Origin of the sequence: Haematospirillum sp. 15-248 (assembly GCF_012102665.1) — a bacterium.
Classification (GTDB): domain Bacteria; phylum Pseudomonadota; class Alphaproteobacteria; order Rhodospirillales; family Rhodospirillaceae; genus Haematospirillum.
Genome location: NZ_JAAVTF010000001.1, coordinates 342,023 through 357,895, shown reverse-complemented (window position 1 = coordinate 357,895; position 15,873 = coordinate 342,023). Strand labels below are relative to the sequence as shown.

Below are 15,873 nucleotides of genomic sequence, written 5' to 3'. Positions count from 1 at the left end.
TCTGATGAAAACGTGTTCAAGGGGAAGGGAAGTGGCTGGAGTCATGTTCCTTAAGACCGGGTTAAGGCCAAGGTGGCTTTGGGCGGGTTTCCTGAATATGCGCCGTCATTTCAGGTATGGCTTATTATATAAGAAGTGTAAGGACCTGCGCGCCTTTCGCAAAAAGTTGGAAGTGGTTTTTTCGTCTTTTTCTACGGATATCGTGTTGTATGCGAATCCGTTCCAAGGTTATGGTGTATCGTCTGAAAGTCTTGGTCAGGTCCTTGTTATAGAACAACTTTCTTCCAAATATTCTTATGTATCTCAAGAGATTGACCTGTCTTCGGATGCCTGTATCCTCAGCTCTCGTTTCATGGGCGATGAAGCTTTGAAGCCATGGTGCGATTGTGTTTGTGACCGTCGTTTGTCAGGTATGAAATTTCCCCTTTGTGCTACGGATTGCATTTGCAATGGGGTTATGCAGCAGTATATTCGCCGCCCGGAATGTTATCCGATGCCCGTTCTTCAGGAGAATTGCTGATGTTGATTTCCCCCGCCCATGCCCAGGCTGTTGATGCTGCGGCCGGAGGCATGCAGTCTGGTCTTCTGCAGCTTTTGCCACTGGCACTGATTTTTGTTGTTTTTTACTTTTTGCTGATTCGCCCCCAGCAGAAACGCATGAAGGCTCATCGCGAAATGCTGACCAACGTGCGCCGTGGTGATGTCGTCGTGACGTCGGGCGGGATTATTGGTACCGTTACAAAGGTTATGGATGCCGAGCTTCAGGTTGAGATTGCAGAAGGGGTAAAGGTCAAGGTTGCCCGTGAAATGCTGGCTTCTGTTAATGCAAAGACCGAACCGTCCAAGCCTGTAAAGGAAAAGGAAGACACCAAGGAAAGTGTCTAGTCTGATCGCGTGATGATGGAGAGCGCAATGGACATTACGCCGGTCGTTCCCGCAGGTAGGCAGATTATATCTGCCTATGGCGACGGTAACTTTCGTATTGCCGGTACTGTCTGGAGCTCTCCTGTTCTTGTGTTTCCGACTTTTTCGTGCTTGTGGGATGTTTCATCACCGGAAAGTTTGACCGTAGAGTCCTTCCAGCCCGTGCAGGAGTATAAGCCCGGTATTGAGATTGTACTGATTGGGGGAGGGCGGAGCTCTCCCTTCCTTCCAAATTCTCTGCGTCAAATGCTATGCGAGATGTTTGCGTCCTGCGACATTATGGATACCGGGGCTGCTTGCCGTACTTTTAATGTGCTGCTGGCCGAGGACCGCCGTGTCGCGGCGGCCCTTTTCCCTGTTTGAGAAATAGTATTATTCCGCGGGCAAGGACACGGTTGCAATAGCCTGTACGGCTATGCCCTCTTTCCGTCCTGTAAATCCAAGACGTTCTGTCGTCGTCGCTTTGATGCTGATACGGGACTCCGGGATATTCATAATCTGTGCAAGGGACAGGACCATGTCCCGACGATAGGGACTGAGCTTTGGCTCTTCACAGATTATGGTAACGTCGATGTGGATAATGCGGCCAGCACGTTGGAGGATCAGGTTACAGGCGTGTTCCAGAAAGATTCGTGACGGTGCGTCTTTCCAGCGTGCGTTTCCGGGGGGAAAATGCACACCGATGTCGCCAGCTCCGATGCAGCCATACAGGGCATCGGTTAGAGCGTGCATGGCAACATCGGCATCAGAATGACCAGATAGCTTTCTGGAAAAGGGAATGCTGATGCCACAGAGGGTCAGGGTGTTTCCTGTCGTGAAGGCATGAACATCAAAACCAATACCCGTTCGCGTTTCCATGTTGACGCGAGGTGGCGGATTGCTTTTGTCCAAATCATCTGACCAGGTAATTTTATAGTTTTCAGCTGACCCGGCGACCATTTGTACCGGGCCTTTGCCCAAGTGCTCCAGAAGGGCAGCATCATCTGTCAGTGACATACCGGCACACTGTCTGTGTGCGTCGAGGATTGTCTTGAAGCAAAATCCTTGGGGTGTTTGTGCGCGCCACAACCCTTTCCGACTGACAGAGTGGAGGACGACGCAATCGCTATTAACGCTTTTGAGCGTGTCTGCGACCTCCGTCCCCGGTATTGCGGCGGGAGCGGACTGTAGGGCTTGCAGAACAGCGTCAATCACATTCCGCCCTGCAAAGGGGCGTGCTGCATCGTGGATCAGGACAAAATCAGGAGCATGTTTGCAGAGGGCCTCCAGGCCGTTCCGGACACTGTCCTGTCGCTCTTGCCCACCAAAAACGGGCGTACACAAGGGAAGATCACCAACAGATTCTTGGTACAGGGCTTCATCATCGGGGTGAATAACAACCTGTATGCCAGCAATATCGGGATGATTCAGAAAGGAACATACAGATTGCCGAATAACGGGTTGACCATTGACCATGGCATATTGCTTGGGAACAGAGCTGCCAAAGCGGTTGCTGCGCCCTGCGGCAACAATGACAGCATAGACTTTTTTGGGGGTAGGCACAGAAGGAAACACCATGAACAGAAGGCTCCGGCACGGGATATCAGGGGGACGTTATAAAAGAGTTCAATGCGTTTCCAGAAGATCCAGTTCAACCTCGGCAACGTCAACATCAACATTACGTACACGCCGGAAACCAAGTTGTTCAACAAAAGCCAGCATCCTTTTGTTTTCTATAAGGATCTGCCCGGTCATTTTCCGTACTTCCGTACTGCGACAGTAGCGGATCATTTTATTCATCAAGGCGTTCCCCAGGCCGGTTCCCTTCAGGTCGGAGCGTACGACGATCGAGAACTCAGCCTCTTCATGGTCCGGATCATTGACAACCCGAACCACGCCCAGTGTCTCGCTCTGACCCTCTGCGTTGTATCCTACGGCAATGAAAGCCATCTCACGATCGTAGTCGATCTGGGTCATCCGCGCCATCTGGCTGCGTGGCAATTCCTGGATCACGCCAAAAAAGCGGAAGCGGATATCTTCCGGATCGAGCCTTGATACAAAAATGTGATGATTTGGCTCATCCTCCGGACGAATGGGACGCAGGATGACATCCTGCCCGGTGCGCATGGTATAAACCTCTTCCAGCTCCTTGGGGTATGGCCTGATCGCCAGGCGATCAACGAGTGATCCCCCTCTCCATGGTGCGATCTCCACCTTGGCATCCAAGGCAATAACACCTTGGTGGTTGCAGAACAGGGGGTTTATATCAAGCCACTGTATTTCCGGAAGATCTATGGCCATCTGGGCAACCTGCACCAATGCCAGGCACAAGGCTTCCATGTCGGCTGGCTCCTGATGCCGGAACCCTTGCAGAAGGCGAGATACCCTGGTTCTCTCTACCAGATCCCGTGCCAGGGTCATGTTCAAGGGTGGTAGGGCAATTGCGTGATCATTGATAATTTCTGTTGCCGTTCCGCCATGACCAAAAAGGATGACCGGGCCAAAGACAGGATCAACGTGCAGACCAATAATAATTTCGTGCGCATTTTGCCTTTTTTCCATCCGCTGAACGGTGAAACCACGTATTTCAGCATCGGGAAAATTATCTTTGATACGAGCGAGCATACGCCGGGCGGCTGTTTCTGTATCATCAGCCCCGAAGAGGCCGAGACGAACACCACCCTTGTCGCTCTTGTGGTGAATGTCCGGTGACAGGATTTTCAGAGCCAAGGGGCCAGCCATTTCTTCCGCGATGCTACGAACTTCCTCGGGCGAATGGGCTACCCGTGTTTCCACAACAGGAATGCCATATGCCGATAAAAGGGCTTTTGCTTCGGGTTCGGAGAGGGTGCTGTGTCCAGCTTCCAGGGCTTCAGAGATAATCCGACGTGCCATTTTTGTATTGGCCGTGAATTCTGTTGGCAGGCTTGCCGGGGTTTCCATCAGCAGATCTTGGACCTGCCTGTATTTGATCATATGCAAAAAAGCTCTGACAGCTTGGTGCGGGGTCTGGAAATTTGGTATTCCGGACTGATGGAACAGGGCTCTTGCTTTCTCCACGCGATCGTCCCCAACCCAGCAGGCCATGACGCTTGTGCGCTTGTTCTGACGGGCTGTGGCCACAATCTTTTCGGCAACTTCCAAGGGGTCGCTTTGACATGTGGGGGCGTGCATGACGAGGATGCCATCCACCTCACGGGCTTGCGCCAAGGCACCAAGTGCCGCAGCGTACCTGGCTCCGTTTGAGTCGCCGTGGATTTGCACCGGATTGCCATGCGACCACGTGGCATTCAATGCTTTTGACAGGCTTTCCAGGGTTTCGTCCGATAGCTCTGCCAGCGTTCCACCCTCATCCAGAAGATCATCGACCGCAAGTATGCCTATGCCCCCGCCATTTGTCAGAATGGCAAGGCGTGGTCCTTTCGGGCGGTTGATGATGGCAAGCGTTTCGGTTGCTGAAAAAAGTTCCTCGATGTCGTAAACCCTCAACATGCCCGCGCGCCGTATGGCCGCTTCATACACGTCATCATTGCCGGCCAGGGCACCGGTATGGCTGACCGTGGCGCTTTGTACTGCAGGGTGACGCCCTGCTTTTATGACCAGAACAGGTTTGTTGCGCGCGGCCGAGCGGGCGGCGGACATGAAGTTGCGGCGTTCGGGAATGCTTTCCATGTACAAGAGGATGGCGCGCGTGTCGGGATCACCGCCCAAGTAATCCAGGATATCGCCGAATCCTGTATTCATCATGCCGCCAAGCGAAATAAAGTGAGAGAAGCCAATGCCGCGTGGCCAGGCCCAGTCCAGAACGGCTGTGCACAGGGCTCCGGATTGCGAGACGAAGGCAATTTTTCCCGGATGTGCGGCCTGAGGGGCCATGCTGGCATTCAGGCCAAGGGCGGGTACCTGGAGACCAAGGCTGTTGGGTCCAAGAAGGCGGATGTCGTAGCGCAGGGCTATATTCAGCAGCTGTCCGGTCAGTGCCGGGTTGTCGGAGACGCGCCCCAGTCCGGACGTAACGGATATCGCTGCCTTGGTTCCTCGTTGCCCAAGGCTTTCAAGTGCGACAACGGATTCCTCCGGCGGGACAGCCAGAATCGCAAGGTCCGGCACAATGGGAATGGATGCAATATCAGGATAGGCCAGTACGCCCTGGACCGACGTGTACTTTGGATTGACCGGTAAGACGGGTCCCTTGAAAGCCCCGTGCAGAAGATTCCGCATAACAACGGTACCGACGCTGCCCTGTGCATGGGATGCACCGATGACTGCCAGTGAACTTGGACGCAGTAATTTTTCAAGATGGCGTACGCCCATGGTTTCCGACCTTCGGGAAGAGCAGGTCAACAAGAACAAAAATTGCACCGGCAAGGATACACCACATGGCGCATTTCTGCACACATCACAAAGACCCGTGTGTCTGACGATCAGGCGGCATATTTCAGGGGGTATGTTTTGGAAATATGGCTCCGGCGGTAGGATTCGAACCTACGACAACCCGATTAACAGTCGGGGGCTCTACCGCTGAGCTACGCCGGAACACAAAAACGTTGGAGGCCGGGACCGGAATCGAACCGGTATACAAGGATTTGCAGTCCTCTGCATCACCACTCTGCCACCCAGCCTCGCGACTCGCTGCAAACCCGTACAAAAAGCAGAACTGCAACTGAGGAAGCGGTTTATATCGATGACCTATCATCCGGTCAACAGAGAAAATAGCCCCGAAGCACCAATTATTTCCGGGATCGGACCAATCCGAGTGTGTCCATTGTCAAGGCTACGACAGAAGGCTATAAACAGGGAGTGTTGTGTCTGCACACAACCTGTCCACATTGAAGCATCACGTTTGCAAGGGGTTGCCGCATGGATTACGCCATTGCCCGCCACAATATGGTCGAAGGCCAGATTCGTCCCAACGGGGTGACCGATCCGGCTGTCATCGAGGCAATGGCCGCGGTCCCCCGCGAGGCTTTTGCCCCGCGCCATCTGCGTTCTGTTGCCTATGCTGACGATGATCTGGAAATAGGGAACGGTCGTATTCTGATGGAACCCATGGTTCTGGCCCGTCTTTTGCAGGCAGCCGAGATTGATCCGTCCGATGTGGCCCTTGAGATTGGCACCGGCAGCGGTTATGCGACGGCTGTTTTGTCGCGTATGGTATCGACAGTGGTTTCTGTTGAATCCGACCTTGAACTGGTCAAGGGAGCAAGCGCGACCTTGACCTCGCTGGGTGTCGATAACGCTGCTATCGTATCTGCCCCCTTGGTCAGCGGGTATCCGGCCCAGGCACCCTATAACGTGATATTGGTGAATGGGGCTGTTGAGTTTATCCCGGATTCCCTGCTGGAACAGATTGCCCCGGGTGGCCGTCTGGTTGCTGTTCTTGACAAGGGCGGGCAGGGAACCGCCGTGCTGTACACCCGTTCCGGGAATGCTGTTGGCCACCGGCGTCTTTTTGATGCGAATATCCCGTTGCTCCCCGGGTTTCGTGCGCCGCGACGCTTCCAGTTCTAGTTTCTGTTGCAGATTTGGTAGCGTAGCCAGCAGTCGTGGGTTGCGTTACGCTTCCAACACTCTATAGTCTTACCCGCTTTATGTATTTTTGCGTGTCCGGTCTAAATTACGGGCACGGTGGTTTTGTTGCTCCCGTATTTGGCGGGACGTTGCGGGTGGACACGACGGATGAAAAAAACGCTTTCAGTTTTTGCTGCTGCCGCATTCTTTCCCAGTCTTGTTTTTCCCGTTTGTACGCAAGCTATGTCGCTGGAAGATGCACTGGCTGCTGCGTATGCCGGTAATCCGGAGCTGCAGGCCGATCGGGCACGGGTTCGTGCTGTCGATGAAAAGGTGCCGCAGGCTTTGTCCGGATGGAGGCCACGTGTCCAGCTTTCCGGAACGTCTGGTTATGCGCGCGACCAATCCAACACCCGTCAAAGCCGCGATGGATACCAAAGCTCGAACCCACGCACGGTTGGGGTAAAACTTGAGCAGGAGATTTTTTCTGGCTTCAGGACCATCAACAACACAAAAGCGGCTGAGAATACCGTGAGGGCGGCCAGAGCCCAGCTGGCTTTTACAGAACAGACCGTTCTGCAATCTGTTGCCGAGGCTTATCTTAATGTTGTGCGGGATCAGGCGGTTGTCGATCTGAACCGGAATAATGAACAAGTGCTGGCCCGTCAGCTTGAGGCCACGCAAGACCGGTTCCGGGTTGGCGAATTGACACGTACTGATGTCAGTCAATCCGAAGCGCGTTTGGCCAAGGCAACGGCGGATCGTATTAATGCTGAAGCCCGGCTTAAAGCAAGCTGTGCCAATTTTGAACGGTTGGTTGGTCTTCCTGCAGACGACATGCGGTATCCGTCCGAACCTCCACACTTGCCTGTTTCACTCGATGAAGCGGTGGAAGCGTCACAGGCCATGCATCCCAATGTTCTGGCTGCGAAGTTTTCTGCGGAGGCGGCCCAGAATACGGTTGATGCCACGGGTGGTGAGTTGATGCCTGCGGTGAAGCTCCAGGCCGATCAGACCAAAACCTATGACCAGTCAATTGATGGTGCCCGGACCAAAGGATATAGGGTTATGGCTGTTGTCGATGTTCCCCTGTACGAGGCAGGCGGAACTTGGTCCCGTTTGAGGGAAGCCAAGCAGAAAGCCGGACAGGCACGACTTCAGGTTGATGATGCAAGGGACAAATCGCGTGAGCTTGCTGTCCGGGCTTGGGAAAGTCTTGTTGCCTCAAGGGCGCAGATTGAATCAATCCAAGCTCAGATAGAGGCTGCTACTGTTGCACTGGAAGGTGTGCAGAGGGAGGCTCAGGTCGGATCAAGAACTGTTCTGGATGTTCTGGATGCTGAACAGGAGCTGCTGAACGCAAGGGTCAGCCTTGTTACGGCCCAGCGGGATGAACGGGTTGCAGCGCATTCTCTCCTCTCTGCTGTGGGGCGTCTGGATGCCAAAACTCTTGGTCTGGATGTTGGTATTTATGACCCCGTCGAGCATTATAATGATGTGGAAGGAGCATGGTTCGGGTCCTGACAAGGCTGTGATGCCCCTGTTTTGGCTGACAGGACCAATCTTGGGATACCGCAGCCAAGCTAGGGCTGCCCTGCTTGGAATGGCAGAAAAAGGCGTTCTTGGCCCGATTTCCTGTTTCTGCTCCAAGGGTTGCCTTGTCGCTCGCGTCGTGGCAGCATTTTTTTTGCCGCAATCAGATAGAAACAGCGATATCCTGTTGTTTGCAAAATCTTAGGCGGCAATGATATATCGGTTCCCCGGACGGTGGGCGTACGGGCAGGAAAGCGCGTTAGGGGCTTGGAGATCGTCATGGACGGCAAAGGTCAGGAACCATCGATGGAGGATATCCTCGCCTCCATCAGGAAAATCCTGTCGGAGGACGAAGAGGCAGAGATGCAGCAGCCGCCCCAGCCGGCTCCGGTTCAACCTTCCGAGCCGGCATCTGCTCCGGAGGCTGATGGTGACGATGTTCTTGAGTTGACTCCTGCCATGGTTGAGGATGGTGAGGAGCCCTTGGTCCTGGGGGCAGCGCCTGAGCCGCCCCCTCTGCCACCATCGCAGGAACCTTGGGCTGTCGAGGAAGATGAAGGTGAACTGGAACCAGAGCCCGTGAGAGTTTCTCCCCCCCCGACAATGACAGCTGATGATGGCAGTGCCTTGCTGTCTCCACCTGCCGCGGCTCAATCGGCTGCGGCTTTTTCCGAGCTTGCGACCATTGCCCGGGTTAGGGCTATTGGTATGGGTCACAGTGACGTCACGCTGGAGGGGATGGTGCGTGACATGCTGAAGCCCATGTTGGCAAGCTGGCTGGATCAGCATTTGCCCGATATGGTCGAGCGTCTTGTACGCAAGGAAATTGAAAAGCTGGTTTCCGGGACCGAAAAGCAATAAAAAGCGATTTGATCGAAGGGATGTGCGCGTCAGCCCCTGTAAGAGGGTTGGCGCGTCCCCGTTTTAGGGGCATCCGGGTGTTACTACGTGAAGTGGAACAATAGAGATATGCTCGACAAAACCTATAATCCGGCTGGTGTTGAGGAGAAACTTTACAAGCAGTGGGAAGAGGGCGGAGTATTTCGCGCACATGTCGGGTCGGGCCGGGTGCCCTATACCATCATGATGCCCCCCCCCAATGTGACAGGAAGCCTGCATATCGGGCATGCCCTGACCTTTACCCTTCAAGACATCCTGACCCGTTACCATCGGATGACCGGACGTGATGTCCTTTGGCAGCCGGGAACCGACCATGCGGGCATTGCTACACAGATGGTTGTCGAGCGTAATCTGGAGAAGGAGGGTATTTCCCGGCACGATCTGGGGCGGCAGGGATTTCTGGAGAAAGTCTGGGAATGGAAGGAACAGTCCGGCGGTACAATCGTACGACAGCTGCGCCGCCTTGGTGCTTCGCCTGACTGGAGTCGTGAGCGCTTTACCATGGATGCCGGCCTTTCAGAGGCTGTACGCACCATTTTCGTCAAGCTGCACAAAGATGGTTTGATCTACCGTGCCAAGCGCTTGGTCAACTGGGATCCAAAGCTCCATACAGCCATCTCGGATCTTGAGGTAGAGCAGCGCGAGATCAAAGGGAAGATGTGGTACCTGCGCTATCCTGTTGATGGCATGGATGGTACGTTCATCACGGTCGCCACTACCAGGCCGGAGACAATGCTCGGCGATACCGGTGTGGCGGTTCATCCCGACGACACGCGTTACGCCCATCTGATAGGCAAGCAGATACGTCTGCCGGTAACCGGGCGTCTTATCCCCATCATTGCGGATGAGCATGCTGATCCGGAAAAGGGAACCGGCGCGGTCAAGATAACACCGGCCCATGATTTCAACGACTTTGATGTCGGCAAGCGGTCCTCCTTGGACCTCGTCAATGTTTTTGATCGGGATGCCCGTATACTGGCAGAGCCAACACCGCTTTTGCACTTTGTCAACGGACAGGCGCAGGCCGTCTTGAATCCTGATGACTCACCTGTTTTGGTCACTTTGCCTGCCGCATTCCATGGGTTGGATCGTTTTGTGGCGCGCGATAAAATTCTTGAGATCCTTGAGGCACAAGGACTCCTGGAGCGTGTCGAGGAAAATCCAATGACGGTCCCGTATGGTGACCGATCCGGTGTTGTGATTGAGCCATGGTTGACGGACCAGTGGTTTGTTGATGCACCCAAGCTGGCCAAGGGCCCCATTGAGGCTGTGGAAACGGGGCGCACTGTTTTTGCCCCCCGCCAGTGGGAAAATACGTTCTTTGAGTGGATGCGCAATATTCAGCCATGGTGCGTGTCCAGGCAGCTGTGGTGGGGCCACCAGATCCCGGCCTGGTTTGGTCCGGATGGCACGCCTTTTGTTGAAATGAGTGAAGAAGAAGCGCGTTCAGCTGCAGAAAATCATTACGGCCACCCTGTTGAGCTGGTGCGCGATCCTGATGTTCTTGACACGTGGTTCAGTTCAGCCCTGTGGCCGTTTTCCACGTTGGGCTGGCCCGAAAAGACCCCTGAACTGGCTCGGTACTATCCCGGTGATGTGTTGGTCACAGGGTTTGACATCATCTTCTTCTGGGTTGCCCGGATGATGATGTTCGGCATGTACATCATGGACGACGTGCCTTTCCGTGACGTTTATATCCATGCCCTTGTGCGTGATGAAAAAGGGCAGAAGATGTCCAAGTCCAAGGGGAACGTTATGGACCCCCTGGACCTGATTGACCGGTATGGAACGGATGCCCTGCGCTTTACCTTGGCTGCCATGGCGGCTCAGGGGCGCGATATCAAGATGAGCGAACAGCGCATAGCAGGATATCGCAACTTTGCAACCAAGCTGTGGAACGCCGCACGTTTCTGTCAAATGAACGCATGTCATGGCGTTGAAGGCTTTGATCCATCCACCGTCAAGCATACGTTGGCACGCTGGATCGTCGGCAAACTGGCCGAAACGTCGGAAAAAGTTTCTGCGGCCTTGTCTGCCTACCGTTTCAATGACGCCGCCAATGCGGCTTACCAGTTCACGTGGGGTACGTTCTGTGACTGGTATCTGGAGTTTGCCAAGCCTATTTTCAATGGGGATGACCCGGCTACCCAAGCAGAAATTCGTGCGGTTACAGCGTGGGTTCTGGACCAGATTTTGGTCATTCTCCATCCCTTTATGCCCTTCATTACAGAAACCCTGTGGGCTGAAACAGCCGAGCGATCAGGCATGCTGGCCTTGGCCCAATGGTCCGGTCTGAGTGGCTTGGACCAACAGGATGCCCGTGAGGAAATGGACTGGGTTGTGGATTGCATTTCCGCCATACGGTCTGTTCGCTCTGAAATGAACGTGCCCCCCTCTGCCAGATTGCCAATCTTCGTCAAGGATGCCTCTCTTGCCACGCAAGAACGCCTGAAGACGCATCAGGCATTAATCCAGGCTCTCGCCCGTCTTGAGGATGTGAAACTGGTGGACCGAGATGATGTCTCCGGAGCAGCACGGGTCGTTATTGGTGAGATAACCGTCATTATTCCGCTGGAAGGTATCATCGACCTTTCTGCGGAAAAGGCCCGTCTGACAAAGGAGCTGGACAAGCTGGACCTTGAAATCAGGAAGCTGGCAGGTCGGTTGGATAATCAGGCATTTGTTGCCAAGGCGCCGGTAGAAGTTGTTGATGAGCAAAAGGCCCGGATCAGGGACTTGCAAACCACCAAGGCAAAAATGCAGGAGGCTCTGGGCTGTTTACTGGCCTGAGATGCCTGAATAAAGAGCCTCGTCTGTTTTCTTGATGGGGCTCTTTTTTATTATGCAAAGATGGCTGACCGACGAGAGGTGAGGACCATTGGTTTTTGACAGAGAGCGCCGATTATTATCGGCAGAAGTGTGGTCAAAGTGTGGTCAAACGCAACAGGCGCTCTGTAAACTTCTTATAAATCAATGCGTTAGAGAACGAATATGGCGGAAGGGGTGGGATTCGAACCCACGGTGCGTTTCCGCACGCCGGTTTTCAAGACCGGTGCCTTAAACCGCTCGGCCACCCTTCCTGCTCAATACGCCAAAAAAATTGGCGTAGTTTTGTCTCTGTTACCATTTCAGGGCCCACAATCGGACCCTTCAGCAAGCAGGGCACAGTAACTATCCGACCTTATCCATTTCGTCCAGACTCTATTTTGTTTTACAGACCGCTTCTTTGCCATATTGCTCGTTCTACATGCTCCATGAGACAACAACTGCCTCAGATAAGTGTTTCTGTGTCAGGTGGTCGTTGGAGACAGGCATGACCAATCCTCTTTCATCCCGTTGTGCGGTTCTTGTTACTGCGTTTGCCTTGGTGCTTGTCGGCTGTGCGGCCAGTCAGAAACAGGATACTGGGGTAAAGGGTGCGCCGTCGGTGCTGTCTCTTTCTACACAGGAGAAAGAGGATTTTTCACGGTGGCTTGACTCTTTTGTGGCAGAGGCCGAGGCAGGGGGACTGAGCAGACGTTCTTTGGATTCCTTGCGAAATGTGCAGCCAAATGCCAGTGTTCTGGATCTTGATCGTCGGCAGCCGGAATTTGTGCGAACACTGCGATCCTACGTCGGAAGTGCCGTTGACAAGAAGCGTGTTATGGAAGGCCAAGCGCTTCTGAAAAAACATGCACGCCTTTTGGCTCAGATTGAACAAGCGTATGGTGTTCAGCCTAGGTTTATTGTTGCGTTCTGGGGAATGGAGACTCATTACGGGCAGAATTTTGGGGGGTTCTTTGTCCCTGAGGCACTGGCAACCTTGGCTTGGGACCAGCGGAGGCCAGATTTCTTCAAAGCCCAGCTTTTACAGGCACTGTCCATCTTGGAAGAGGGCCACATAGAGCCAGCGCAGATGTATGGGTCGTGGGCCGGTGCCATGGGGCATTTTCAGTTTATGCCTTCTACATTCCGTGCGCATGCTGTCGATCATGATCGTGATGGACGTATTGATATCTGGAGAAGCCAGCCGGATGCTTTTGCCTCTGCTGCTCGCTACCTTGCTGCGACCGGATGGAAGAGGGGGCAAACGTGGGGCCGTCAGGTCACTCTCCCGAAGTCATTCAATTTCAACCTTGCCGATTTCTCTGTCAGCAAATCGTTGCATGAGTGGTCACGTCTGGGGGTAACCCAGATCGGTGGCCAGCCTTTGCCAAAAGGGCCTGGCGGCATGCAGGGCAGTGTGATTGTACCGGAAGGAGTTAACGGCCCGGCATTTCTGGTATACGATAATTTCCGCAGTATAATGGACTGGAATCGTTCTGTTCTTTATGCAGTGGCTGTTGGACACCTTGCAGACCGGTTGGTCGGTGCACAGCCTTTCTTGCTGGGCAAGGTATTGGCTCCTCCTTTGTCGCGCGCTGATATAGCGGATATGCAGAACTTGCTGAACAAGGCCGGTTACGATGCAGGAATGCCTGATGGAGTGCCGGGATACAAGACACGCAACGCGGTCAGGGCGTTCCAGAACAAGACCGGGCTGGTGCCCGATGCTTATCCCGGACGGCCTGTGCTTGATGCCTTGCGGGCTGGCAATACAGCGGGACATATTCCGAGCGATCCATAAGGCATGTATTGCGCCTTTGTTGCAATCCCTTTACCCTACCTCTCGGTTTTTAGCATTGTTATTATAGTGGGAAAAAGCTGCGGCGATCCTTCGAGGAAAACCGTCTGGCGCCCCTTTGGGAACGGATCCGTAGCGGCATGCGCTTCTTTGTTGTCCGGGTATTTTTTCTTCTGATGGGGGCAAGCCTTGTTACGGGGTGTGCTGAAACGCGTCTTGCAACAGACTTTGGCAAGGGGCAGCGCGTCGGAGCTTGGAAAATCGGCAAGCCGTACCAGATTAATGGGCAGTGGTACTATCCGGCGGAAGACTGGAGTTACCGTCAAGAGGGTGTCGCCTCGTGGTATGGAGGGGAATTTGGCGGGCGTGAAACGGCCAACGGGGAAGTTTTTGATCCCAATGCCTTGACAGCGGCACACAAGACGCTGCCTCTCCCCACCTTGGTAAGAGTAACCAATCTTGAAAATGGCCGGGCCCTTGTCGTGCGTATCAATGACCGTGGGCCGTTTGTGGGAGATCGGCTGATTGACATGTCACGCCGGGGTGCGCAGCTTCTTGGTTTCAAGGATGCAGGTATGGCCCGGGTACGAGTTGAAATTCTGGAGAAAGAAAGCCGTATCCTGAAAGCCAAGGCCATTGCGGGTGGCGGTGATTCCATGCCCGAGGTGGCAGCCGTCCCCCGGCCGCATGTGGTCAAGGCGGAGCTTCTTGATTCTCCTGCCGATACGGGGCATCAGCTGCAGCGTGATGTCCCGCCTCCGGTAAAGCCGCATGGAATGGTTCCTGTGCAGGACGCAAGGAAAAAACCGGTTCCTGCGGAGAAGCCAGCGAAGGTGGCTGCAACCGGCAAAACGTGGGTGCAGGTGGGGGCTTTCTCAAGCCGCAGCAGTGCGGAATCCCTGCGCAAGCGTTTGGGTTCTGTTCATAGTGGCGAAATCAGCTCTGTGAAGTCCAAGGGGCGCACCATGTTCAGGGTTCGTCTTGGACCTTTTGCAAGCCAGGATGAGGCTCGAAAAGTTCTTCCCCGCCTGAAGAAGCTTGGTGTTGACAAACCGCGTCTGTTAACAGAGTAGAGACAGTATTGTGATCCGGCCAAGCTTTAACCTTGATGTGGCCGCATTACCTGCTTATTTCGTTTCCTTGTCCTGAATGCAGACTATCTGGGAAAAGCTATGTGCGTTGCGCGTAATATGAAAGCAGGGAATTTGTTGTCATCTGTTTACAGACTGGCATTTCGTCTTGCGCTTGTTGCAGGTTTTGCCGCTGTAGCGCCCTCGGCTTTTGCCTTTCCTGTGGATACCAGGGCACGCGAGGCCTACCTCGTCGACTATGAAACCGGGACGGTTTTGTACGACAAGAATGGCGACGTTCCGATGCCTCCCTCGTCAATGAGCAAGCTGATGACGACAGCCATGGTTTTTGAGCGGCTGAAGGAAGGGTCACTCTCCTTTGATGATGTGTTCCGGGTTTCCCAGACCGCTTGGCGCAAGGGTGGTGCGGCGTCCGGTGGATCGACAATGTTCCTGGCCCCCAATTCCGAAGTAAGGGTAGAGGATCTGCTGAGGGGCGTGATTATTCAGTCTGGCAATGATGCCTGCATAGCACTTGCCGAGAACCTGATGGGGACTGAGGAAGCCTTTGCCAGCGCCATGAACAAAAAGGCAAAGGAAATTGGCCTTACGGGTAGTTATTTCATGAACTCGACAGGGCTGCCCGACGAGGGACATGTGATGACCCCTCGCGATTTGGCTGTTCTGGCCAAGTACCTTATCCGGTATTTTCCTGAATACTATTCAATGTATGCGGAGAAGGAATTTACACATAACAAGATCAGGCAGCAGAACCGCAATCCCCTTCTGTATACCATGACGGGCGCGGATGGCCTGAAAACAGGCCATACATCTGCTGCGGGATATGGTCTGACTGCTTCTGCACAGCGGGGCGATCGTCGGTTGATCTTGGTTATCAATGGCTTGAAAAGTATGCAGGAGCGGGCTGATGAGGCCAATCGCCTGATGGATTGGGGCTTTGCCAACTTCGAGAACAGAACCTTGTTTGTTGCTGGAGATGCCGTTTCATCGGCCGATGTCTGGCTGGGCGAGCAAGAGGTTGTGCCCTTGGCTGTTGCCCAGGATGTCCGCCTGACACTTCCTCGCCGCGCGTCACGAAACCTGGAGATGAAAGCTGTTTTCACAGGTCCGGTGCCGGCTCCGGTCCAGAAGGGGCAGTCTATCGGAACGTTGCGTATCAGCGGCACGGATATGGCGCAGGCGATCGAGATTCCACTGGTCGCAGCCGCTGATGTGCAAAAGCTGGGGCTCTTTGGTCGTATAGGGGCTGCAATCAATCATATGCTGTTTGGTTCTGCTCATAAAGATGATGGAGAGACGGTGCTGACTGTTTCTGTCAGAAGCTGAGCGGGC

At 54.1% G+C, this 15,873-nt stretch carries 12 protein-coding genes and 3 tRNA genes; 10 read left to right on the top strand and 5 right to left on the bottom strand.

Annotated elements, in window-relative coordinates; translation table 11 throughout:
- Nucleotides 1-31: 31 nt before the first annotated feature.
- Genes HEQ72_RS01595 through HEQ72_RS01585 form a run of 3 tightly spaced genes read left to right on the top strand, consistent with a single transcriptional unit; the run spans nt 32 to nt 1,287 of the window.
- On the top strand, nt 32-520 hold the full coding sequence (locus HEQ72_RS01595) for a hypothetical protein (protein WP_168022390.1): 489 nt from the start codon (nt 32-34) through the stop codon (nt 518-520).
- The gene (yajC, locus tag HEQ72_RS01590) at nt 520-885 is read left to right on the top strand and encodes a preprotein translocase subunit YajC (protein ID WP_168022389.1); all 366 of its coding nucleotides are present in this window, start codon (nt 520-522) and stop codon (nt 883-885) included. Before HEQ72_RS01595 ends, yajC begins: the two co-directional genes overlap by 1 nt.
- Before the next feature lie 27 nt (nt 886-912).
- Nucleotides 913-1,287 carry an Mth938-like domain-containing protein gene (locus HEQ72_RS01585; protein WP_245183044.1) on the top strand — a complete coding sequence of 125 codons (375 nt, stop codon included), beginning with the start codon at nt 913-915 and terminating at the stop codon, nt 1,285-1,287.
- 9 nt (nt 1,288-1,296) lie between these two features.
- Here the strand turns inward: HEQ72_RS01585 and HEQ72_RS01580 are convergent, their stop codons facing one another.
- From HEQ72_RS01580 to HEQ72_RS01565, 4 genes are all read right to left on the bottom strand, one after another.
- Nucleotides 1,297-2,481 carry a bifunctional 2-C-methyl-D-erythritol 4-phosphate cytidylyltransferase/2-C-methyl-D-erythritol 2,4-cyclodiphosphate synthase gene (locus HEQ72_RS01580; protein ID WP_168022388.1) on the bottom strand — a complete coding sequence of 395 codons (1,185 nt, stop codon included), beginning with the start codon at nt 2,479-2,481 and terminating at the stop codon, nt 1,297-1,299.
- A gap of 48 nt (nt 2,482-2,529) precedes the next feature.
- Nucleotides 2,530-5,217 carry a bifunctional acetate--CoA ligase family protein/GNAT family N-acetyltransferase gene (locus tag HEQ72_RS01575; protein WP_168022387.1) on the bottom strand — a complete coding sequence of 896 codons (2,688 nt, stop codon included), beginning with the start codon at nt 5,215-5,217 and terminating at the stop codon, nt 2,530-2,532.
- Between the two features lie 147 nt (nt 5,218-5,364).
- Nucleotides 5,365-5,439, bottom strand: a tRNA-Asn gene (locus HEQ72_RS01570).
- 12 nt (nt 5,440-5,451) lie between these two features.
- Nucleotides 5,452-5,525 (bottom strand) — tRNA-Cys (locus HEQ72_RS01565).
- 238 nt (nt 5,526-5,763) lie between these two features.
- Here HEQ72_RS01565 and HEQ72_RS01560 point away from each other — a divergent pair.
- From HEQ72_RS01560 to HEQ72_RS01545, 4 genes are all read left to right on the top strand, one after another.
- Complete coding sequence (locus HEQ72_RS01560; RefSeq protein WP_168022386.1) at nt 5,764-6,414, top strand: protein-L-isoaspartate O-methyltransferase family protein; 651 nt, start codon at nt 5,764-5,766, stop codon at nt 6,412-6,414.
- Between the two features lie 168 nt (nt 6,415-6,582).
- The gene (locus tag HEQ72_RS01555; RefSeq protein ID WP_168022385.1) at nt 6,583-7,938 is read left to right on the top strand and encodes a TolC family outer membrane protein; all 1,356 of its coding nucleotides are present in this window, start codon (nt 6,583-6,585) and stop codon (nt 7,936-7,938) included.
- A gap of 288 nt (nt 7,939-8,226) precedes the next feature.
- A complete protein-coding gene (locus HEQ72_RS01550; protein ID WP_245183045.1) occupies nt 8,227-8,808 on the top strand; it encodes a DUF2497 domain-containing protein in 582 nt (193 codons plus the stop codon).
- A gap of 108 nt (nt 8,809-8,916) precedes the next feature.
- Nucleotides 8,917-11,637, top strand: coding sequence for a valine--tRNA ligase (locus HEQ72_RS01545; protein ID WP_168018882.1), 2,721 nt, complete (start codon nt 8,917-8,919; stop codon nt 11,635-11,637).
- Between the two features lie 202 nt (nt 11,638-11,839).
- Here HEQ72_RS01545 and HEQ72_RS01540 read toward each other — a convergent pair.
- Nucleotides 11,840-11,927 (bottom strand) — tRNA-Ser (locus HEQ72_RS01540).
- Nucleotides 11,928-12,160: 233 nt separating this feature from the next.
- On the opposite strand from HEQ72_RS01540, the gene HEQ72_RS01535 reads away from it, so the two are divergent.
- From HEQ72_RS01535 to HEQ72_RS01525, 3 genes are all read left to right on the top strand, one after another.
- Complete coding sequence (locus HEQ72_RS01535; RefSeq protein WP_168022384.1) at nt 12,161-13,453, top strand: lytic murein transglycosylase; 1,293 nt, start codon at nt 12,161-12,163, stop codon at nt 13,451-13,453.
- Between the two features lie 137 nt (nt 13,454-13,590).
- The gene (locus tag HEQ72_RS01530) at nt 13,591-14,523 is read left to right on the top strand and encodes a septal ring lytic transglycosylase RlpA family protein (RefSeq protein WP_168018884.1); all 933 of its coding nucleotides are present in this window, start codon (nt 13,591-13,593) and stop codon (nt 14,521-14,523) included.
- Between the two features lie 135 nt (nt 14,524-14,658).
- On the top strand, nt 14,659-15,867 hold the full coding sequence (locus tag HEQ72_RS01525) for a D-alanyl-D-alanine carboxypeptidase family protein (RefSeq protein ID WP_245183046.1): 1,209 nt from the start codon (nt 14,659-14,661) through the stop codon (nt 15,865-15,867).
- The last annotated feature ends 6 nt before the right edge of the window (nt 15,868-15,873 follow it).

Bases quoted from the DNA above. Each gene is read 5' to 3' on its own strand.
- HEQ72_RS01550 (WP_245183045.1), top strand. From the start codon at position 8,227: ATGGACGGCAAAGGTCAGGAACCATCGATGGAGGATATCCTCGCCTCC.
- HEQ72_RS01530 (WP_168018884.1), top strand. From the start codon at position 13,591: ATGCGCTTCTTTGTTGTCCGGGTATTTTTTCTTCTGATGGGGGCAAGC.
- HEQ72_RS01555 (WP_168022385.1), top strand. From the start codon at position 6,583: ATGAAAAAAACGCTTTCAGTTTTTGCTGCTGCCGCATTCTTTCCCAGT.
- HEQ72_RS01575 (WP_168022387.1), bottom strand. From the start codon at position 5,217: ATGGGCGTACGCCATCTTGAAAAATTACTGCGTCCAAGTTCACTGGCA.
- HEQ72_RS01545 (WP_168018882.1), top strand. From the start codon at position 8,917: ATGCTCGACAAAACCTATAATCCGGCTGGTGTTGAGGAGAAACTTTAC.
- HEQ72_RS01535 (WP_168022384.1), top strand. From the start codon at position 12,161: ATGACCAATCCTCTTTCATCCCGTTGTGCGGTTCTTGTTACTGCGTTT.
- HEQ72_RS01560 (WP_168022386.1), top strand. From the start codon at position 5,764: ATGGATTACGCCATTGCCCGCCACAATATGGTCGAAGGCCAGATTCGT.
- HEQ72_RS01585 (WP_245183044.1), top strand. From the start codon at position 913: ATGGACATTACGCCGGTCGTTCCCGCAGGTAGGCAGATTATATCTGCC.
- HEQ72_RS01580 (WP_168022388.1), bottom strand. From the start codon at position 2,481: ATGGTGTTTCCTTCTGTGCCTACCCCCAAAAAAGTCTATGCTGTCATT.
- yajC (WP_168022389.1), top strand. From the start codon at position 520: ATGTTGATTTCCCCCGCCCATGCCCAGGCTGTTGATGCTGCGGCCGGA.